Genomic DNA, 21,056 nt, shown 5'->3' on the forward strand with positions numbered 1-21,056 from the left:
GGGCAAAAAGCTAGGCCACACTTAACTTTGAAAAAACCATCTCTGCAGAGGGAGATTCCACTGGAGAAATATTCGCTGAATGAGAGTTAGTCGTAAAGGGCTCTATAAGTGCTTTCAAAATTGTAATTTTCTCAGAGAGAGGAATATCTGCAGCTAAAACTCCTTGGGTAATACCCTCAAATACTTTAGCTAGAGGGGCTGAAGTCACTCTTGGATCAGTTAAACCTTTCTTGCAGGATAAAAATTCATTTTGCAGAGCCCTACCAACTCCTTGCGATATTGAAGAAGCTATAAATTCGTCTTTAGGTACTTGTGTCAACCTATGTTCTAGTCCTTCAGCAGTCAACTCCGACACACCACTTGTAGAATTATTCCCTTGTTGCAAATCGGAAGATGCTGCAGGTGCTGTTTCCTGGGAATTACTGAAAAAAGTGATCCCCTCCCTGCTTATCCTGGGCATTGAAGGCCTTCCAAGAGTCAAAGTGCTTTCTTTGTCACCTTTTTTAAATTTGTTCCTTCCCTCAGGGCTAATTCGACGAGAACGAGGCACCAATTCATCCCTTCTCTCGAAATTAACTTCCAGCCAATTGACTAAAGAAGCAGGTTTATCGACATGAAGACAATGTTTATCATGGGTACATTCTTCCAGGATACTCTTGCCTTTCTCGATGCGCGGCACATGGTTGTCAACTATAAAATATTCCTTTGTTGCTAAAAATGGCGGAAGAACACTTCCTGGATAAATTACAAAGTTATACCCCAGACTCGCCGCCTGTAACATGATAGAAGGACTTTCGTGTTCAAGATAGCCGCGAGAACGTGCAAGCCAAAGGTCTAAACTTCCTTCCTCATCATTGGCATGGCGCCTTGCAAATTCAGTTACGGATTGGTCTATAGCAAATTTAAGACCTTCTACAGAATTATAAAGAGGCATAATTTCTGGGAGCTTTGTGTGAAAATTATTTTGCTCTATCCAATCACGCCAACGGATAATCTCAAAATTCTTTCCTTTTTGTAGTGCTAATTGATTAATGATCTGGATTTTTTCATCCACGGATTTGTCAGCATGGGTTTGAATAAAAACTACGGGATCAATATCCAAAGGAGCCAGGAAAGCAGTTACATTACTTTCAAAAAAAGTCTCCCCCATTTGTAGGGCTTTACCTCTAAGTTCATTTTCATTAACAGTAGAGGGATTTTTGAGATTATGCCAATAAATTTCATCAGCAATTAAAAATGTAGCCTTCCCTTTTACTCCAGAATACGACTCATCAGTTTCATGCGTTTTTACTGCCTGTTGCACAATGGCTTTTAAATATTCATTTGCACAATATTCATTTCCTTTAATGCTTAAAAGGATCAAATCTTTTGTTGTTTTTAATGAGGGGAAACGGCTTTTACTATTATCTTTTGAATCAAATGTTGCGGTAACATACTTACCGGTTTTCGAACCTCTAACTTTTGGCATCTAATATTCCTTAGCGTAATATTTATCTTATAAGTACGCTAACTATTACTTTAATCTACTCAAATGGATTGGTATGACGTACTTAGTTACCCATGGCAGCCATTAAACATGAACTGATTTGAATGGCCAGACCAAAAATATAGCAATAGTATAATTCATTTTGAAAAAAAAATAACCATTTTTTTTATAAATAGTTTATAATAAGCTCACTTAAACTCCAGAAGAACGCGTTGTCAGTTAAATAATCAAATTATACTTAATTAGAACAGTGTTTAATATTAAGTACATTTACATGGTGAAAAATGGATTCTGATAAAATAAAAGATTTACACAGTATAATTAATCAAAAAGATGCCGAAATTAATCAATTAAAATTTTCTCTTGAGGAAGAAAGATTAAAATTTAAAAATGAATTGCAGGCGGCGCACGATTATTATGAAAATATTATCGCCTTAATGCCGGGTCATGTTTATTGGCTGGATAAAAATAATGTATTTTTGGGTTGTAACGATTTACAAGCTGAAAATGCGCGTTTGCAGTCAAGAAAAGATATTGTTGGGAAAACTAATTATGATATGCCATGGAAGGATCAGGCAGAAGAATTAAATAAACTCAATCAATTAGTCATGGAAACAGGTATTCCCCATACTGCTGAAGAGTATGCCGTTATGGCCAACGGGATGGGCATTTATTATTCCCAAAAAGTTCCTTTACGCAATCAAAATAATGAAACTATAGGCGTGTTGGGAATTTCTCTGGACATCACCGAACGAAAAAAAATGGAAGTCGCCTTACGTCGGGCTAAAGAAAACGCTGAGGTAGCAAATCAGGCAAAAACTGAATTTATTGAAAATATGAGCCATGATATCCATACTCCGTTAAGTGGCATAGTTGGGATGTCCAGGCTGTTAGAGGAGACAGCTGAAGATCCCGAAAGAAAACAATACGCCCGCTGGATTCATGAAAGTGGAGAAAAATTACTTGATTTACTCAACGGGGTCATGGAAATTGTTGCAGCAGATAATCTCCGGGAAAATGATGTCCGTGAAGAGTTATTCGAATTACGCAAGAATATCAAGGATATTGCACATCTCGTACAACCCACCCTGGAAATGAAAAAAATTCAATTAAATATTGAAATTGATGAGACAGTACCTAATACCGTGATTACGGATGGGACAAAATTGCACCGAGTACTGCTAAATCTGGTTGGCAATGCGATTAAGTTTACAGACAACGGTACGGTAACCATTAAAGTAGAAACACTTTCCCAGGAAATTAGCTACACTCAACTGCGTTTCAGTGTGATAGATACCGGCATAGGTATTCCTCGTGAGTTACAGCGCAAGATTTTTGATCGATTCTTTCGTGCAATCCCTTCTTATAAAAGTCAGCACAGCGGTTATGGGGTTGGACTTCATGTTGCACAAAAATACCTAAGCCTATTGGGCGGCGAAATCAATTTAACCAGTGAAGTTGGGGAAGGTGCCACTTTTTATTTTACCCTTACCATGAAAATTGGATACAATGAGTTCAGTCCTTCCTGTGAGCTCCCGGAAACCAAATCACAACAAGAACCTCCCTCAGCCAAGTCACCGCTCATTCTTCTTGTGGAAGATAATATCATTTCACTTCATATGATTGAAAACGTTGTAGAACAAGCCGGTTATCAGTTTTATTCAGCAATTGATGGAGAACATGCAATCGAATTACTGGAATCAAACGATTTTGATTTAATCATAACCGATGTGGGGATACCGAGTAGTTCAGGTAAAAATCTCGTTCAGAGCATCCGTAATCTGGAAGAACAAAAGCAGAAGAAACCGATACCCATTATCGGCCTGACTACCAACACATCCGGAGAGGCTAAAACAGAATATTTAAGTATTGGAATGAATAAAATATTGACTAAGCCTATTCCCTTAAAAGTGCTTCAGGAAGTAGTAAACACCCTCATGTTATCGCGTTAAGTTTTGAAATAGAAAGCAAGAAAAAGCGGAACCATTTTGTTCCGCTTTACTTAAATGGCTATAAACCGTTTTTATGGGGTTTGAAAATAATTGGTGTCAAAAGGATAACAAACCCAAGTCAACGTGGATCCATTGTAATTTACTTCAAGAGTCGAAGTGTCCAAGGCCGTTAATTGCGGTTGTTTCTCTATATAGCATACCCGCTGAGCCCCTTCTACAGTTACATAGTAATAAGATGCCGTTGTTTTGTAATCATTGGGCACATAATAGACATCGCCTTGCTTTTCCAAAATAACTGGTTGTCCAGTAATCACGATTTTGTCGGCATAGGAACTTGCACTGAACAAGATAAGCGAGAAAAACGCGAGTAATAATTTATTCATGATAATTTCACTCCCTGAAAAAATTGCAAAACTATATTTAAGTATAGAACAAGATTCTCCTTTCATTTAATTTAACTTTCATTGCATCCTAATTACTGCACGAAAACGTACTTTATTGGTCATCATTCCGTCGTAAGCCTTAGCTGCATCTGCAAGCGGATACTCTTGAATCATCGGACGAATACCCTCCAATGCACAAAATTGTAAAGTTTCTTCTATATCAATAGCGCTGCCAGATGGCCAACCTTTTATTGAACGATTAGCGGCAATAAGTTGCGTCGATATTACCTGAATTGGATCACTAGAAGCTCCTACAATGACAAGTTCTCCTTTATTACCCAGGGCATCAACCAAGGGGGAGATTGCTTTACCACTCGGTGCGGTTGCTAAAATAACGCGAGCCCCACCTAATTTTTTTAACTCAAGAGCACCGTCTTTATCGTCTGTATTTATATAAATATGAGCGCCTAATTTTTCTGCAAGGTCTTTTTTGTCCGCACCCTTGGAAAGAGCCACTGTTTTAAATCCCATTTTGTGCGCGAATTGAATTGCCAGATGGCCTAACCCCCCTATTCCCTGTATTGCGACCAAGTCCCCCGCACGTGCAACACTGTGTCTTAATGCATTAAAAGTGGTTATGCCTGCGCACATTAATGGTGCAGCTTCTGCAAATGAAAGCTCATCTGGAATGGCAGCAAGTGCTTCTACAGGTGCGATCATATATTCTGCATATCCACCATCATAGTCCAAGCCTGTAATTTGATGGTGCTCACACAAAATAAAATCTCCATGACGACATGGATGACAGTAACCACAGCGTGCCCCCGCCCAGCCTACCCCCACACGTTGTCCCGGTTTCCAATGAGTCACATTAGCTCCGATCTCATCAATTACACCCGCAATTTCATGACCAGGAATTCTGGGAAAGAGAAGATTAGGCCATAAATTTTCTTTCACAAAAGCATCTGAATGACATACACCGCATGCTTCAACTTTAATACGCACTTGATTTAATGAGGGCATCACCATCTCTTTTTGAATGGTTTCCCACTCACCCGATTTACTGACTTGTACGGCCTTCATTTTTTTCATAATTATGTCCTATAGTAATTCAATACCTGAGCAGTGACGCACACACAGGCACCTACGGATTCCAAATTCCTATTTTGATTTTAGACAACCCTTGCGAAATTTCACGATGAAGGAGTATGGTTTCCTATTTACAACTGATGATTTGCACGTTAATAACGATGTATAATCCCAATGACAGCTCACTTGCCTCAAAAGGAGTATTATGGATGCCCTGGATTGGTTAAAAAAGCTCATCTCGTTTGACACTACCTCACGTAACTCCAATTTATCCTTGATAGAAACCTTGGCTAATGCCTTTACTGATTACCAAATTAACCCTATTTTAATTCATGATGAACAAGCACCTAAAGCAAATTTGCTTGCTTCAATCCCTGATTGTCATGGAAGGTTCAATGGGGGTCTTATTTTGTCTGGCCATACCGATGTAGTTCCTGTTGATGGACAAACCTGGGATAGCGATCCCTTTCAGGCAACAATCAGAGAGGGAAAAATATATGGACGAGGCGCTTGTGATATGAAAGGTTTTATCGCAGTTGCCATGAGTCTCATTCCCCAATTAAAAGCACTTCATCTGCAGTTTCCTGTACATTTCGCTTTTTCATATGATGAAGAAATTGGCTGTCGCGGCGCGCCAAGTCTTATCGAGAGGATGGTAAAATTAAACTATAAACCCAAAGCCTGCATTGTCGGCGAACCTACTTCCATGCAACCTGTAATAGGCCATAAAGGGATCCAATGCTATCGATGTCAAATTCATGGAGTAGCAGCACATTCATCATTAACTCCCCAAGGGTGTAATGCAATAGAGCATGCCGCATCATTCATTAGCTATCTCCGCAACATTGCCTGCCAATTCAAAGCCCAAGGGCATAGGGACGAGGCCTATGATGTACCTTATTCAACGCTGTCCACCAACCTTATTCACGGGGGAAATGCTTATAATACAATACCCGCTTTGTGTGAGTTTGTTTTTGAAATAAGGAACCTGGTAGTTGATAATCCGCATGAACTCCATCAACAAATTGTCGATTATATAGACACTCAATTGCTGCCTGCACTACACAAGGAACAAAAAAACACAAAAGTCATTTTGGAAACGATTTCCGAAGCACCCGGATTGGATACCCCCATCTCAGAACCCCTTGTCCGTGCTGCCCAGTCCATTTGTCAAAATGAAAAACATTTAAAAGTTGCCTATGCTACGGAGGCAGGATTATTCCAGCAAGCGCAAATTCCTACTATCGTTTGTGGTCCAGGGAGTATTGAACAAGCGCATCGGGCAAATGAATTTGTTTCTCTTGAGCAATTAGAATTGTGTAGACAATTTATCATCAAAATGATGAAATCCCCCTTTCTTAATATGTCCGAATTATAAACAAAAGGAAAGTAGAAGAGAATAATTCATGATCATTTTATATATCCCCTTCAGTGAAGAAAATGATTTAATACCCAAAGCCATGGATTGGAAGGAAACACTCAAGGATCAAAATATACTTATTATTCAACATGGTAAAAAAATTAATTATAAATTACTGGAGGACAAAATCCTTAAAATCTATGTTCTCGCACACGGGATAAATGATTTACTCGAGTATTTTCATCTGGCAAGCCATTTTCCTCTTACCCAGCAAACTACCCACCTTGGCATTGATAAACTAGCTGAGCGTTTTAATAATGATTTTGTTTACCTGCATCATCAAATTCTTACGATTAAGCTTTATTTTTGTAACAATATGGGTAATCAGAAATCTATAGCAGAAAAATTCAGTCAGAACTTAATCTTGTTCCATGGATTCATTAATTTTTATGCAGGGACCCTGTGCGGCCCTGCACTGGATAGAAAAAAATACAGCCATCTTGGGGGGATGTGGTATCAATCTTCCCATGTACGCAATACACTAACCAAAAAAGTATGTATCAACCCTGTTACCGATCTCAATATTAAAGAATTGAGCCAATTTAATTTCTTTGATAAATCAAAACATTTTGCATGGGCACTAAAAAGACAGGCTGAAGCACGTCATAAAATTTGGATGAAAAAAAGGCAAGAACAGGTGGAGCAGAGTGAATGTATTGAAAACGAGCACACGCCCCAGCCATTTTATTGCAAATGAGATACAAAATATCAGGATTAGATGTTTACTATATCGCCCCTTGAGCGGCGTATGCAAGGTAAAGTCTTTTCAGTATCAAGGAGAGAGCAATTATTTATTCACTTTATAATATTCGGGTATTTTTTCATAGGGCATAGGCTTATCAAATAAAAAACCCTGATAAAAATCAATGCCATAATTTTTAATAATCTGCAGTTGCTCGTTTGTTTCGACCCCTTCAGAGATTATTTTTATCTTGAGCTTTTTAGCCATTTCACATATTTTCTCCAATATGATTTGCTTATATTTATTTGCATGAATTTGACTAATTAATTCTTGATCCAGTTTGATGTAATCAGGTTGTAACTCAGTAAGTAAATTTAAAGAGCTATAACCAGAACCCAAATCATCGAGAGCAACACTGTAACCTTGCTCCCTGTAATAATTCATTATTTTTAACAAGTGCTTTTTATCTTTAACCTCGTCACTTTCAGTGACTTCAAACACAATTTGTGTGGGCTTAATAGAAGTTCTTTTTAAGGCAAGATTTGTTGTTTTTAAGCAAAAAACAGGATCATAAATTGCTGTTGGGTTGAAATTAATGAAAATTTTTTTATCAGAAATATCAATTTTACTCATATTTTCAATATGGCATATACGGGCCATCTTATCTAATAAAAACAGCATGCCACTAGATTTTGCCGCCCCGAATATATCTGATGCAGGTATGATACTATTACCCAGTTTCCCCCTTAATAAGCACTCAAAACCATAAGGTTCAAGTGTATTATTATGGACTATCGATTGACAAAAAGTTGACAGTCCGTGATTTTCAATAAGTCCAACCAGCCATTGTGATAAACACAACCCGACAATCTCTTTTAGTGAGTGAGTATAATGTAGAACTTTTTCTATTCTTTTATCTGTGATATTTATCGGCAATAAGACAGCTTTGCTGTCTTCAAGTTCAACCTGTGAGAAACACCGCTCCAGAACATGACCTATCCCTTGTGCTTCCTCTGCGGAAAAGATAAGCTCAATAATTGCACCGTCTTTTATTTTGACATCATAATTATCTTCAGCCAGGTAATTTAATAACTTTGAATAAGAATGGGTTCGCGGAGCTGAGATGAGCAAATGATAAGTTCCTGCCAGATGATAGGGTGTCGTTAAATCACATTTTTGACAAGGCACAATATTTTTCCTTGTTTTATAATTTCCTGTTAACCTTGATTATAGAATAATTTTCCCATAATCATTTACCAGCTCGGCTGTTCGGTTCGTAATACTTCACCCTAAAACCCCTCAGTATCAAATCTTGTATTCCAAACAAACAAATCCTGTTTCTCTTAATCTAAATTGAAAAAAATCACCTCTTTCTCACTTACCAAACCTGGTTTCCACTTTAATTAGAAACATCTTTTTTCATTGACATGAGAGGTGCATCGAAAATAGGTTTTTTAGATTACGAATAAACGAAATATGAATCCTAACGATTTTAAAATTGCATTGATAAATTCCCTCTTATTTTACATGGATAGTATGGGTGAGATTTTAAGAAAACCATAACTTTTTGATAGGCCGTATAGGGATCGAACCTATGACCAAGAGATTAAGAGTCTCCTGCTCTACCAGCTGAGCTAACGGCCCCTTGTTTTGCAATATAAATGGTAACCTGTTGGTTCCACTTAAAATAGTAGCTGATAAAGAAAATTTTTGCCATTCTCAAATAGGCTTCTTCTTGAATGCAATATGATAATTTTAGATGCAAAAAAAAGGCTTTTTTCTCATCAGATTTAAGTCCAAACGTAATTGTCTAGAAGGTAAAATAGTAAAATGGGAGATGGATTAAAACCACCCGGATAAGACTATGTCTCATCCGGAATTCATTTAACCCGGACTGCCTGCAGGAAGGTATTTAGATAGAGCATACTTCTCTCGGTAAGCAATGATGCTAAAACCGATAACTCCCATTGCCAGAGTCGCCGGAATCACTCCTATCCCGTAAACAAATGCCCCTGCTTCACGAATCCCTCCATGCTCATTGATTAGATATCCAATAACGGTATGGAACCCATAGCCAAAAATCATAATAATCATGTTGGCAATAGCTGTAGTCAGTCCAGCCAAGTTTTCCGGGACATAAGTAGAAACGATATAAATCGCCAAAATCTGATAGGCGCAACACATTCCAACAATTATAAAAGACACTGTGATGCTGGATACGGTGAGAATCCCCGCTACGAGTGCGGTAAATACCAGGCACATCGTGATTCCAGCAGCAATGATTGTCCCTAAATAATATCCGGTTTTTTCCGCGATTAAACTCAGAATGGGCGAACCAAAACACATTCCAAGAAAAATCATTGAGGGCAAATAGTTTGCTGTTGCTGAATTCAAACCGTATACTTGTTTTAAAAATCCCGCTCCCCATACATCAGAAAACCCTTCAAGAGGACCGAGCATCAAGCCGGCAAAACAACAAAGCAAAATTACTTTTTTATTGCCAAACACTGTCTTGATATTGGCAATTACCGAGGTGTGATAAGTAGGCTTCTCATCAGGGACAATCAAATAAGTCACACAAGCCAGGACGAGGCCAATAACAATAAATAGTTCAATTACCATTTTATATCCCATAGCCTGGCACATATAGCTTACAGGACCTCCCCCATAAACGGCACCGATAAGCCCTATCATGACTGAAAAACTTAGCATCCGGGAAAAATGCTGCTCTTTGAAAGTCATCCGTATTATCTTAAATGTTCCCAAAATTGCCGCAGAAGATCCAATACCAATCAATGCTCTTCCCATAAGCGGATAAACCCAGTGTTCTGAAAAAAGCAGCGGCAACAAGCCAACAACAGGAAGCAGAATGCATAAAGTCATTATTTTTCTGGGGCCAAAGCGATCCAACAAAATTCCAATTGGTAAGTGCATCAAAGAATAACCGAGGTAATAAACTCCCGAAAATTGCCCAAAAACTGTCGCATCTATATGAAATTGCGCGGTTATATCATTCATCATAATACTAGGCATTACTCTAAGAATATATTGGTAGGCATAAAAAATTGAGGCAATAATCCATACAAACCAGGCAATAACTCGTGATGTAGACATAAAAATCCTTAAAAAATCCAGCGGCTAAAACACGCACAATGACTATAACTTATGCATCATCTATTCTAATCTATTTGTTTTGAAATTTTATTGCAAAGATAAGCGCTGAGGAAAGATATTTATCTTTTTATTTCACATTAATTTGGTTTTTTAGAATAAAATGCTAAAATATAAATTATTTATGTAATTTTAGTTGTTATGGATCGTACTGATAAAAAAATCCTTGATCTCCTTCAATCAAACTGCCAAATTAACAATCAAGAGCTTGCAGAAATGGTGGCTTTATCGCCCTCTCCATGTCTTCGGCGCGTCAAATTATTGGAGGATAATGGGTACATAAGAAAAAAAGTTGCTTTGCTTGAACCTGAAAAACTGGGTTTGAAGTTGTCCGTGATTGTTTTAGTTGGTTTAAACAGCCATCAACCCGCTGTCATGCATCAGTTTGAAGAAGCGGTCCGTTTCCTCCCTGAGGTAGTGCAATGTTATTTAATTACCGGACAATCTGCAGATTACGTATTGAAAGTCATTGTACCAGACCTTAATGCATATCAATCATTTTTGTTAGACAAACTCACACGGATTAATGGGGTAACCAGCGTCCAATCCAGTTTTATTTTGAGAACCATTTGTGATACCACCATGCTCCCATTGGATCACCTCGATTGAACATTTTTTCCTTTATTTAATTTCCGCTAACCCTATAAATTTTAAATATAATCTTATTGCTTCGGACTGAAAAAAAAAGTAATGTAGCACGTCAATTTAACAAGGAGTAAATGATGACATTGAAGTTTTTTCCATTGATTGCTACAAGTCTTTTTGTTGCAAGTGCCTCAGCAGCGCCGCTTCCTAAATACATAGACAAAGACGGACCTGTATGTTCGAGTATGCTTTGTGCTTTTAAAAGCCCTGGCGGCCTTTATGTGGGCGGTACTGGCTATTACGTACAACCCAGTGAAACAGGCATAGGTCTGGTGACTGACAGCTGGTTATTTACCGTTCCTGGTGGAACCCAGGCTCAAAGCAAACCCTTTGACCCAGGTTATAAATGGGCTGGAAGCGTTACTTTAGGTTACGATATCCCCATGTCGGCCAATAATATCGAAATCAATTATCTTTACTTGGAAAACAAAACCCATGCTGTGAATAGTTTTGCTAATGGATCTTCATTTTTTGGTGCCATTCTATTTACCGACGTATTCATTCCTCCAACCCCCGGTTTCGTTAGCGATGCTTACTTGACTTACAGGGTGGATCAGGCAGATGTCAAGGCAGGCAGGAAATATAGTGATGTTTCCGGGGTTTTTAGTATTCGCCCTTCCTTGGGGGTGCGTTATGCGCAAGTAAAACACAATATGTCCTTTGCTGCACCAGGACTTATTACAAGCAAATTCAGTGGAGCGGGTCCTTTGATCAGCCTTGATGGCCATTACAATTTGTGGCGCGGTTTTGGCCTGTTGGGATATTTTGATTACGCACTTATGGCGGGATCTTTGGATGCGTCCTCCGAGGTTACTCTGGCGGGAAATACTATAAGCTTTACTTGGCCGAAACGTAATCGTGTAGTGAATAACATTACCGGGAAAATCGGCCTGGATTATACCCATACGCTAACCAATACAGCTACATGGACTGCTGCAGTCGGATATCAAATCAATGAATATCTAAGCGCAATGGATACCGTTAGGGGCGTTACAGGCTTAACTTTTGGCGTAAACGGAGCTCCAAATATGGGTCCTCAACGTATTGCCGCCAATGAGACAAATAACTTCTCGTTCCAGGGATTATTTTTAAGCCTTACCCTTCATGCCTAACATTCCTTTTTAATACCGTCCTTACCTTACTTTGAGTGAAAGAGTAAGGACGGTTTTTCTCCTTGAGAATACTTACCTCCCATCATCTGTAGTTAGAGCGAGATTCATGTTATATCATTTATATGGATTTATGCGGGTACGTGAAATTCAATTTGTGGCATCTTAAAAAGGACTATTATGCTCTGGGCGCTGCTCTCTTTATTTTTTTTCTGGCTGGTGTTTAGAGAACTCACGGGCAGACTACCCATATCCAAAGGATACCTTGCTGTAGTTCTAAGCCTTGCTTTGTTATTTGCATGGCCTCCATTTCACCATTGGCGCTTTGAGCATTTATTAACAGCGATAGCAGGACAACTCGCCGAAGATCATCCTGCAAAAGTACACTGCAATACTTTATTTGACACCCTTTTCGATGAAGAGCCACGGGTTTATGGGCATGCCGACCCTAACACCGGTTACATTGTCATTCAATACCCACGATGTTCACTACTGATGGACTACCTTCGTCATCCTGCAGGAGCCAACCTGCAAGAGCTTATCAGCCTGAACATTCTTACTCATGAAAGTATGCATGCACGTGGGGAACGTAATGAAGCGAAAACCGAATGTGAGGCAGTGCAAAGAAACTACCGTACGGCAAAATTGCTTGGCGTCCCTGATGACATAGCAAAACAAAACGCACTTGATTATTACAATGATTTTTATCTAAAACGTCAGGATGGCTATTTTTCAAAAGATTGTGCCCCAGGTAAAGCATTAGACGAACATTTAAGTGATTCTACCTGGAATGAATAATGGAAAAATCTTATTATGAGAAGCTCACAGTTGACTAAACCTAAACTTATCAAGGATTATTAGACATAATATCTCATATAACAAGCTGATTAAAATGAGAAAAAATTTTCTATCCCCTACGATGATCCCTACATGTTTAAAAAATTAATGTTTTTGCTATTTTTGGCAATAGGGTTGTTAAGTTGCAATAAGCGCACTGAACAGCAAAACCTTTTGCCGGCTGAATTCCCCTCCAGTTCAAATGATTACAAACCTGTTAGCAATATGCCCTACCTTGCTTGGTGGCAGCAATTCGATGATGTAGAATTGAATCAGTTAATTGAGGCGGGCTTGAATAATAATATGGACATACACATCGCCATGGCAAACTTACAACAAGCACAAGGCGAATTGCGGCAAGTAAAGCTCAGCTGGATTCCTTTAGTACAAATATTTGCTGGTTATTCCACCAACCCCGCACTTGGGGCACCAGGGACATTTTTTGGGGTGTGGCCCTACTATTTTATAAATATTATGAAACTTTATACACAGCAAAAACAAGCCACATATAATGTTCAATATCGGCTTGCAGCTATTGAAGGGATGCGATTGACAATAATTGCCCAAGTGGCATCCGCATACTTCACATTAATTGCCCAATTGGAACAATTAAAATTACTCGAGCAATTAGATAACGATTTAAAATCATTGATAAGATTGGCTCAGGGCGAAATTCAGATTGGTTTAGAAAATGAAATTTTCCTGGCTCAATTACAAACCGATGAGCGGCTAGTGGCCGCGCAAATTAAACCTGTTTTGTATAATATTACCCTTAGTGAAAACGCGCTTCGCTATTTGGTTAATACTAATCCAGGTAGAGTTAAAAACAAAAATAATTTCAAAAAAATCAATTTTTCACGCTTTAAACCCGGAAGTTTACCTGCTACCGTATTAAATAATCGTCCTGATATGAAGATGGCGTACTACGCATTAAAAGCTTCCCGCGAAGGAATCAAATTTGCCTATAGTGATTTTTTCCCAGGGATACAACTGGATGACTTCTTAGGGGATATAAACTTACCACAAAGCAAGTTTGCTCAAACAGCCGATGCCTATGTAAATTGGACTATTACCCCCAGTTCCCTAGGTAAAATTGCTGCAAGTAAAGGGGCTTATAATGCAAAAATTGCTGAATTCAATAAAACAGTGAAACGAATTTTAAAAGAAGTGGATACTGATTTTTCCGCTAATAAACGAATGAATGAAAAATTTAGGATGTATTTACGTGCTGAACAAGAGTATCTCCATAAATACAAATTACAACAAGGTTTGCTTAAAACCGGATTAATTTCCTATAAAGAATTAGTGCAAAGCAAAATCTATTTAGATAACCTGGCCCTTTCAGCAAACCAGGCAAAGCTCGAACTTGCACTGTCAGTGGTCAATTTATACCAGGATTTAGCAGGTGGATATGCATATAATCGATAGTTGTAGAAAAGATGTAAATAGCTTCCTAAAAATAATAATTTAACAGCACTATATATATGATACATCTTGTCAGATACCGCATAAGCATCAAAAGAGGGTTTTCCCGGCTAAGACGCTGGGTTACGTTGGCTAATATCATCATTTTTATTGGCTTGTTAACGACAATTATCTATCTTTTTTCTTTCTTGTTTCCCTTTACTGATAATGCCTTTGTCGTCAATAATGTGCGCCCTGTTGCCGCTCTTGCTAATGGTTATATTACCAGTCTTTATGTGCAAAATGGGGATACGGTCAAGAAAGGCCAAAAACTTTTTACAGTTTTTCAAGAACCCTATATCTATGCCCTGGAACAACTTGGGGCAGACTTGGCTGGTGCAGAGGCAAAACTCGCTGCATTAAAGGCAACTTATGAACGCGATCTCAAGCTCAGTGAAAACGAACAAAAAAATTACATTAAACTTAAATTGGATGATCAAAAATATCACAAGGGTTATCTATTAAAATCTGTCTCCCTGATAACTTTACAAAATTCTCAGCAAGAAACCAAAGCAGCTAAAGATAAGTGGGATGCTGCTTTAAAATTATTGGAAATTGATCAGCATCAAATCACCGTACAAGAAAATGAAATTAAATCCCTGCGCGCGCGCTTGAAAAATGCCAAGGTCAATTTGGAGCAAACAGAGGTTTATGCGCAAAGTAACGGAATAGTCCAGAATTTGTTTTTTAGTGTTGGGACCCCGGTAAATATAAATCAACCTCTTTTTTCTTTGGTGGATATGGATAATATTTACATCCAGGCAAACTTTAATGAAACTGATTTGGGCCGGGTACGTAGGGGCTCCAGAGTTTTAGTTTTCCCGAGGATGTATTTAGGGAGAAAAATGTTTCATGGAGTCATTGATTCGGATTATTGGTCTGCTAATAGGCAATTGGTAGATAACCGTACCCAGTTGCAAAATGTCATCAATGAAAATCAATGGATTTTGCTGCCACAAAGACTCCCGGTAATTATTCGAATCACCGACCCTGATCCCAAATATCCGCTACGTCTTGGAACCAGTGCTTATGTCTATATCAAAATTTAAGCAATGGCTTGATGAAGTCGACCCCTATTCATTACAAAGAATTACTCTTTATAAATGTCTTTTTGTTGCTACTGTAGAGGTATATGTTTATTGGTTGTTTCAGCCCGTCAGTTTTCTTGCTTTTTTCTCTCCTTTTTTTCTATTGTCCCTGTATGAAGCACCGGTTCTTTCTACTTATAAAGAAAAAGAATGGCTACTGATTTTTATTGCGATTGCAGTGATGCTCATCAGTGTATCCTTTTACCTTGTCTATCCATTTCGCGGCATTTTTTTCTTTTTTTCTGTTTTTGTTTTCGCAGTCACTTACTTCTATGTATTAAAATATTTCTATGCATTAAAAAGCCTGGCCATGTTACTGCTTGCTACCGGAGCGGTAGTACTCAGTACGGAACCTCCAGCCAATTTGGAGGTAGCTTATGGATTTATTTCATCAACTGCCCTGTCCATGACGTTTGCCTTAATTTGTTTGAGAATTTTTCCCAATATGTACTTAATCATATGGAATAAGGCGCTGCAAAAATTTATTCAATATCTTGAAAAAGATATTGTGTCTGCCATAAATAAAACCCATGAAAATCATACTGGAGAGGAGATTCTCCACCTGGGAATGGTACGAAATTACCGGCGATTGCTTCCTAAGAAATACACGATGCAAACATATCGCATGGGGGTAAATATACGAAATATTCAACATGCCTTGGACAATTTATACTATGAAGCAAAAAATGAATTATTCTGGTATGGCGTCAAGAATAATCTTTACTTGCTCAGAATGAATATGAACACTTACACCCCCTGTGGGGGCCCGGATTCGCCTATAGAACCCCAAACTCAACTGCAACATTATATTTGGGAGTGTTTGCAAAAAGCTTTTGCACATTGGAATAAATTATGCTTACTGCGGCAAAGCTAAAAAAGAAGCTTGACTATGCACGCTTTACCCAATTGGCTGTTATGTTTATGGTGGCCATGTGGATCTACCTGTTTACGACCATTCCCCACAAATGGTGGGTTTTGCTTACGGTAATTATGATTAGTGCTGGAATTGAACCTGGACTTATTATCAGGCGGTCCATTCATCGAATTGGCGGTACTTTTGCCGCATTATTAATTTTAATTCCTTTAATCTATTTAATGCAGATAAATTACCGATTTATCCCGGTAGTATTTATCTTCGGTATCATTGGCTTAGCAGTTACCGCATTGAATACCAGACGTTATGACATCAGTGTTTTTTTTATTACCATTGTTGTTTTTTTGCTTTTAGCCCAAACCACTGATGCAAATTCCCCGGAAGGTCCATTTGAAATGGTACTGAATCGCGGGATATGTACTGTGATTGGTATTTTTATTGTTTTGGTGGGCGATTATTTTTTATTTCAAGCATGGCGATATTCGCAAAAGCTTTATTTATTTCATCAAATGATGGTTTACAATTTTTTTAATGATACAGTTCAGCAAATAGTCACATGCCGTACTGAAAAGGTTAATACTTTTATTTTGGTTGAAAAATTGCGAGGCCAAGTGATTAAACATTGTGCTCCGATTGCCATTAGCGCCGAAAACTTAAAGCTTGAAGTTAAAATTAGCCCGGAAATCAAAAAAAAGGTCGATATGTTCCAAGAAACAATTTGGGATCTCCGCAGGCTGATATTTGCATTATGTGTTTCGGAATTTGTTTTACATTCCGCAACAACAACCGAAAAACATGTGCAGCAATTCAAAATATTAATGAAAAAAGCCAAAGAAAATTTTATTTATACTGAAGATATTTTAGAATAGACGCCAAGCCAATAGGCAATGTAACAAAGTACCTGATTTAAAAACCAAATACTTTGTTTGAAAAGCCAGGTATTATATGCGTTCAGGAGGCCTCACAAAGTTCCTTGGGGCTAAATAATGCTCCTTTTCTTCGATAACATCGTTTAAAATTTTTACTTCAGAAACAGCCGCTTGTTTCTTTGTGGATAAATCGGCAAGAGTTTCTTCCAGTTTTTTCTTTCTCAAGGTTGCATCTGCAAGATTTGAGTTAATAGCAAATAACTCATATTCATATAGGTTCATCGGAGAATCACCTGCCGCTTGTCTTCCAAGATATCGGTCTGTTCTACTGGAAATTTCAAGCACACTTCTCAAGTTAGACTGAAATATGGCTTCGTGACGTTCTACTTCGCTACGGGTTTGCTCATGCATATGCTTTTGACGGGTAAGTAGGTTTAAACGCTCGTTTAAAGCTTTTACTTCTTCCTCACAATTTTCTATTTGCCGTTCCAGCGCCTCGAAATGTGGTATATAAGAACTGTTCAATTTCTTTAATTGAGCTAAGTCAAACTGATTAAAATAACGGCGAAGCTCGCCTGAAGTTTTATTGGGAAATTTGGACATAAGTTCTTTCTCTAAATTTAAAAATCAAAATAATAACTTTTTTTTAACCAAATCAAAAGTAATTTTATCATCTTGATTATTTAAAAAACTTACTTCAAGCAATTTTAAACGCGCTGGAGGGATGAGATTTTTCTGAGTCAGCTTTAAACAATAAAAAAGAACCAACCACTAATTTATGGCATTTCGCCAAGAGAGTTAGGGTTATCACCACCAAGAGTCTGTATGAGATTAATTTTTATGAGCTCAGCCAAAGTCTTGGCCTCCATTTTCCGCATTACATTTGCACGATGGACTTCTACAGTAGATATAGAAATATCCAATTCGTGAGCAATCTGTTTGTTTAATTTTCCTTCAATTACCAAATCCATCACTTGCCGCTCACGTTTGGTTAATCGTTCAATACGTTCGAAAAAATCGGTCTGGGGTTGAACAGGATAGTCGGAAGATTTTTGAAGACATTTTTGGGTAATTTCAAGTAAATACTGATGGTTGACCGGCTTTAGAATAAAATCGGTTGCTCCGGCCTTCATAGCCCTTACAGCCATCGGGATATCACCATATCCCGTAATCATGATAACAGAAAGCTGAGTTTTGGATGCATTAAGATGCTCCAATAACTCCAACCCACTCATAAGGGGCATCCGCACATCAATAATCAAACACCCCTGTTGTCTGGGATCATAATTAACCAGAAAATCTTTGGCATTTTCATAAGTGGATACTGGAATATCTACAGATTCAAATAACCAGCGAAGTGCTTGGCAAATTTCGGGATCATCATCTACGATAAAAACTGCTGCATCGGTGAAATCCATCTCTATTTCCTTAGTGATAGAGTAAAGTTGAAAACAATAACACAGACAGCAATTTTGCTATCTCCCCGGTTTAATTCAAATGAGAATGTTTTGTTTTCTTGAAAACTCCAGTTCCTTCATCACAAAAATCAGTCTAATTTAAGTTTAGCATTATTTTTTATCTATTGTGACGCACAGAGTTTTTTGAAGTTATTAGGGTTTACCTCAGCTTTGTAAACTCTAATTAGTCATATACGATAAAATCCTGATTTATATCAAAATATACCATTTAGTATAAAGATAAGCCATAATTACATCAGGAGAAGGATGCATGCAGAGAAGAATCGCTGTTGTCACCGGAGGCATTGGAGGAATAGGTACTGCAATCTGCAGACGTCTTGCAGCAAATTATAGGGTAGTTGCTTGTTATTTTAAAAACGGCAGTCAAGAAGAAGTATTTCAATGGCAAACACTCCAAAAAAAATCCGGCTTTGATATTGAAATTCTCTTTGCAAATCTGGTGAATTTTTCTGATTGTGAAGCAATCAGTAGTTCAATTATAGAACGCTTTGGTCACGTTGATATTTTGGTAAATAACACCGGAGCTGTATGCGAGATCAGTTTAAAAAAAATGGAACCGCAACATTGGCAACACGTAATTGATGCCAATTTAACAAGTACGTTCAATATTACCCGCAATCTGCTTCCCTTTATGATTGAACAAAATTTTGGGCGAATTGTCAGTATTTCATCTATTCATGGTCAAAAAGGACAATCAGGGCAATGCAATTATGCTGCTGCAAAATCAGCTTTATTCGGGTTTACCAAAAGCTTGGCTTTGGAAGTTGCAAATAAAGGGATTACTGTAAATACAATTTCCCCAGGTTACATCGAAACGTCCATCCTCACTGCTATGAAAAAAGAGGTTATTGATAAGATTAATCGAAGCATTCCGGTCGGACGGCTTGGAAAACCTGAAGAAATTGCTGAGGCGGTATCTTTTTTGGTAAGTGAAGAGGCTGGGTTCATTACCGGTTCCAATTTGGATATTAATGGGGGGCACTATGTGTAGGTTTTTTTACCTTCCAGCCATTTCACCTCCGACAACATATAACTGTTATTAAAAGATTTTTTATCTTTTAAATTTTTCTTGATAAGTCGCATTTCCTCTTCGTGAACTTACTGAACTAAAAGAGTGCCTTTTCCATTCTTTGTGTAATAAGATGACAATAAGAAAGCATTTTTTATTTAAAGATAAATCTTTGTATGGAACAAATAATCAACAACAATACGTTTATTTTGTTTTTTGGAGGAGATAAATCATGCCTAAGCTTCGTCATAATACTGAATTGGTGGAAGTGAATAAAGAAAAGTTACCGGATAATATCTCCTCCTCGTTAACAAAGGGAATTACCCAGAAAAGAATTTTAAGGGATCAGTTTGGTACCTATTATCTGTTTAAGAAACCTGATGAGTTAACAATAGACGACGTATTTAAAGGATATCTTTCCCAAAAAGAACTGAAAAATCCCTCCTTTGATGCCAGCAAGCATATTTTTTCAATAAAACTTGAAGGCGCTTTCCTTGAAATTTTAATTCCTCGTATGGCAAAAAAATTGTTTGAAGGGATTTTAGTTGCTCCTGAAAACTATTTGCATGTTGATCAAGATAAATCCATTGCAGTGATTTCCAGGTTTATTAATAGCTTTTGCGAGTTTTTATCCCAAAAGGAAATAACAAAGACAGAACCTTTGTTTGACAGGGAGCAATTACCTAAACGTGATGATTTGGAACTGACACTGGAAGAAGGCAGAATTCTGGGGCAGTTGTATGCAGTGGCTCTGGTTTTTAATTTATGGGATTTATTAAATTCAAAATTGCTCAATTCAGGCTATTGTACAGATAAAGATAACGTGAAACGTGCCGCCATTGTTGATTTCGGCTGTGGTGGAACTTTAAGTTATAAGGGAAGACATGCGGATACCTTAGCAATGGATGATCCCGAATTCTCCCCTTCTAAAAAAGTAAATTATTCATTTTTTGGGCAGAACTATCGGGATCATTATCGTCATGGTTTTGCTTTACCTTTTGATAAACTGGTTGCTCCACTTTTACCTCACACAGTAATCGCTGATTTATTCGATATGTCTCAAGAAGATCCCCTAAGCCGTTCAATGCGGGAAGGTTTTGCTGAAGCAATTACTACGGCAGAAAAAAATATGGCCCTGGACCCTCATTTATTGGAAGACAGTTTAGCGCAGGCATTCAGCGCCATCACATTGGATTCCTCAATACAAGCAGACGAGTTGAAATCCCATTTGCATGCTGAGTTTTACGGAAGAGCAGATAAAAACTCGCATGCATTGATCACTCTCCTTCAACAGCGCCTTCAGAGTGCCAAAATACTTCTTTTTCAATTTGAGGCGGGAATAGCAGCCACTGAGATTCAAAATGAAATCAGGGACTATTATTATCATTCCCAGTGTTGGATAAAAAGTTAAATAAATAGAAAAAATTGGGCTCTCATTTTAGCTGGAATTTGCTATTTTAGAGTTTTATGTGTATTACTTTATTATTGCGATGCACCATT

General features: G+C 37.9%; 19 protein-coding genes and 1 tRNA gene. 12 read left to right on the forward strand and 8 right to left on the reverse strand.

The features are described 5' to 3' along the window. Positions 1 to 10: 10 nt before the first annotated feature. Positions 11 to 1,468: a hypothetical protein gene (locus KYQ_RS10885; protein WP_010654300.1), complete on the reverse strand. Its 1,458-nt coding sequence runs from the start codon at positions 1,466 to 1,468 to the stop codon at positions 11 to 13. 302 nt (positions 1,469 to 1,770) lie between these two features. Between KYQ_RS10885 and KYQ_RS10890 the strand changes: the two genes are divergently transcribed. Continuing rightward, on the forward strand, positions 1,771 to 3,438 hold the full coding sequence (locus tag KYQ_RS10890; RefSeq protein WP_010654301.1) for an ATP-binding protein: 1,668 nt from the start codon (positions 1,771 to 1,773) through the stop codon (positions 3,436 to 3,438). A 71-nt stretch (positions 3,439 to 3,509) separates the two neighbouring features. Here the strand turns inward: KYQ_RS10890 and KYQ_RS10895 are convergent, their stop codons facing one another. Continuing rightward, on the reverse strand, positions 3,510 to 3,821 hold the full coding sequence (locus KYQ_RS10895) for a hypothetical protein (protein ID WP_231294545.1): 312 nt from the start codon (positions 3,819 to 3,821) through the stop codon (positions 3,510 to 3,512). Positions 3,822 to 3,899: 78 nt separating this feature from the next. Then, a complete protein-coding gene (locus KYQ_RS10900) occupies positions 3,900 to 4,913 on the reverse strand; it encodes an alcohol dehydrogenase (RefSeq protein WP_010654303.1) in 1,014 nt (337 codons plus the stop codon). Positions 4,914 to 5,115: 202 nt separating this feature from the next. Between KYQ_RS10900 and argE the strand changes: the two genes are divergently transcribed. Together argE and KYQ_RS10910 are read left to right on the forward strand one after the other, a co-directional pair. Beyond that, positions 5,116 to 6,288 carry an acetylornithine deacetylase gene (gene argE, locus KYQ_RS10905; RefSeq protein ID WP_010654304.1) on the forward strand — a complete coding sequence of 391 codons (1,173 nt, stop codon included), beginning with the start codon at positions 5,116 to 5,118 and terminating at the stop codon, positions 6,286 to 6,288. A 28-nt stretch (positions 6,289 to 6,316) separates the two neighbouring features. Beyond that, positions 6,317 to 7,027 carry a hypothetical protein gene (locus KYQ_RS10910; RefSeq protein WP_010654305.1) on the forward strand — a complete coding sequence of 237 codons (711 nt, stop codon included), beginning with the start codon at positions 6,317 to 6,319 and terminating at the stop codon, positions 7,025 to 7,027. Positions 7,028 to 7,117: 90 nt separating this feature from the next. Here the strand turns inward: KYQ_RS10910 and KYQ_RS10915 are convergent, their stop codons facing one another. The 3 genes from KYQ_RS10915 to KYQ_RS10925 all read right to left on the reverse strand — a co-directional run bounded on the left by KYQ_RS10915 (position 7,118) and on the right by KYQ_RS10925 (position 10,126). Further along, positions 7,118 to 8,200, reverse strand: coding sequence for an EAL domain-containing protein (locus KYQ_RS10915; protein WP_010654306.1), 1,083 nt, complete (start codon positions 8,198 to 8,200; stop codon positions 7,118 to 7,120). A gap of 383 nt (positions 8,201 to 8,583) precedes the next feature. Then, a tRNA-Lys gene (locus tag KYQ_RS10920) sits at positions 8,584 to 8,656 on the reverse strand. A 240-nt stretch (positions 8,657 to 8,896) separates the two neighbouring features. After that, on the reverse strand, positions 8,897 to 10,126 hold the full coding sequence (locus KYQ_RS10925) for an MFS transporter (protein ID WP_010654307.1): 1,230 nt from the start codon (positions 10,124 to 10,126) through the stop codon (positions 8,897 to 8,899). A 198-nt stretch (positions 10,127 to 10,324) separates the two neighbouring features. On the opposite strand from KYQ_RS10925, the gene KYQ_RS10930 reads away from it, so the two are divergent. The 7 genes from KYQ_RS10930 to KYQ_RS10960 all read left to right on the forward strand — a co-directional run bounded on the left by KYQ_RS10930 (position 10,325) and on the right by KYQ_RS10960 (position 17,069). Next, a complete protein-coding gene (locus KYQ_RS10930) occupies positions 10,325 to 10,792 on the forward strand; it encodes an Lrp/AsnC family transcriptional regulator (protein ID WP_010654308.1) in 468 nt (155 codons plus the stop codon). 110 nt (positions 10,793 to 10,902) lie between these two features. Next, on the forward strand, positions 10,903 to 11,940 hold the full coding sequence (locus tag KYQ_RS10935) for an Lpg1974 family pore-forming outer membrane protein (RefSeq protein WP_231294546.1): 1,038 nt from the start codon (positions 10,903 to 10,905) through the stop codon (positions 11,938 to 11,940). Between the two features lie 177 nt (positions 11,941 to 12,117). Continuing rightward, a complete protein-coding gene (locus tag KYQ_RS10940; protein WP_010654310.1) occupies positions 12,118 to 12,735 on the forward strand; it encodes a hypothetical protein in 618 nt (205 codons plus the stop codon). A 132-nt stretch (positions 12,736 to 12,867) separates the two neighbouring features. Beyond that, entirely contained in the window at positions 12,868 to 14,202 is a 1,335-nt protein-coding gene (locus tag KYQ_RS10945; protein WP_010654311.1) for a TolC family protein, read from the forward strand. A gap of 56 nt (positions 14,203 to 14,258) precedes the next feature. Then, a complete protein-coding gene (locus KYQ_RS10950) occupies positions 14,259 to 15,287 on the forward strand; it encodes an HlyD family secretion protein (RefSeq protein WP_010654312.1) in 1,029 nt (342 codons plus the stop codon). Beyond that, positions 15,268 to 16,200, forward strand: coding sequence for a hypothetical protein (locus KYQ_RS10955; protein WP_010654313.1), 933 nt, complete (start codon positions 15,268 to 15,270; stop codon positions 16,198 to 16,200). The genes KYQ_RS10950 and KYQ_RS10955 overlap by 20 nt, the downstream gene beginning before the upstream one ends. After that, positions 16,179 to 17,069, forward strand: coding sequence for an FUSC family protein (locus KYQ_RS10960; RefSeq protein ID WP_010654314.1), 891 nt, complete (start codon positions 16,179 to 16,181; stop codon positions 17,067 to 17,069). The genes KYQ_RS10955 and KYQ_RS10960 overlap by 22 nt, the downstream gene beginning before the upstream one ends. A gap of 72 nt (positions 17,070 to 17,141) precedes the next feature. Here the strand turns inward: KYQ_RS10960 and KYQ_RS10965 are convergent, their stop codons facing one another. Continuing rightward, positions 17,142 to 17,672 carry a coiled-coil domain-containing protein gene (locus KYQ_RS10965; RefSeq protein WP_019350068.1) on the reverse strand — a complete coding sequence of 177 codons (531 nt, stop codon included), beginning with the start codon at positions 17,670 to 17,672 and terminating at the stop codon, positions 17,142 to 17,144. A 173-nt stretch (positions 17,673 to 17,845) separates the two neighbouring features. Beyond that, complete coding sequence (locus KYQ_RS10975) at positions 17,846 to 18,487, reverse strand: response regulator transcription factor (protein WP_010654316.1); 642 nt, start codon at positions 18,485 to 18,487, stop codon at positions 17,846 to 17,848. 310 nt (positions 18,488 to 18,797) lie between these two features. Between KYQ_RS10975 and phbB the strand changes: the two genes are divergently transcribed. Beyond that, on the forward strand, positions 18,798 to 19,538 hold the full coding sequence (gene phbB, locus KYQ_RS10980; RefSeq protein WP_010654317.1) for an acetoacetyl-CoA reductase: 741 nt from the start codon (positions 18,798 to 18,800) through the stop codon (positions 19,536 to 19,538). 250 nt (positions 19,539 to 19,788) lie between these two features. Next, the gene (locus KYQ_RS10990; protein WP_010654318.1) at positions 19,789 to 20,967 is read left to right on the forward strand and encodes a hypothetical protein; all 1,179 of its coding nucleotides are present in this window, start codon (positions 19,789 to 19,791) and stop codon (positions 20,965 to 20,967) included. Positions 20,968 to 21,056: the final 89 nt, after the last annotated feature.

Origin of the sequence: Fluoribacter dumoffii NY 23, assembly GCF_000236165.1 — a bacterium.
Taxonomy (GTDB): domain Bacteria; phylum Pseudomonadota; class Gammaproteobacteria; order Legionellales; family Legionellaceae; genus Legionella; species Legionella dumoffii.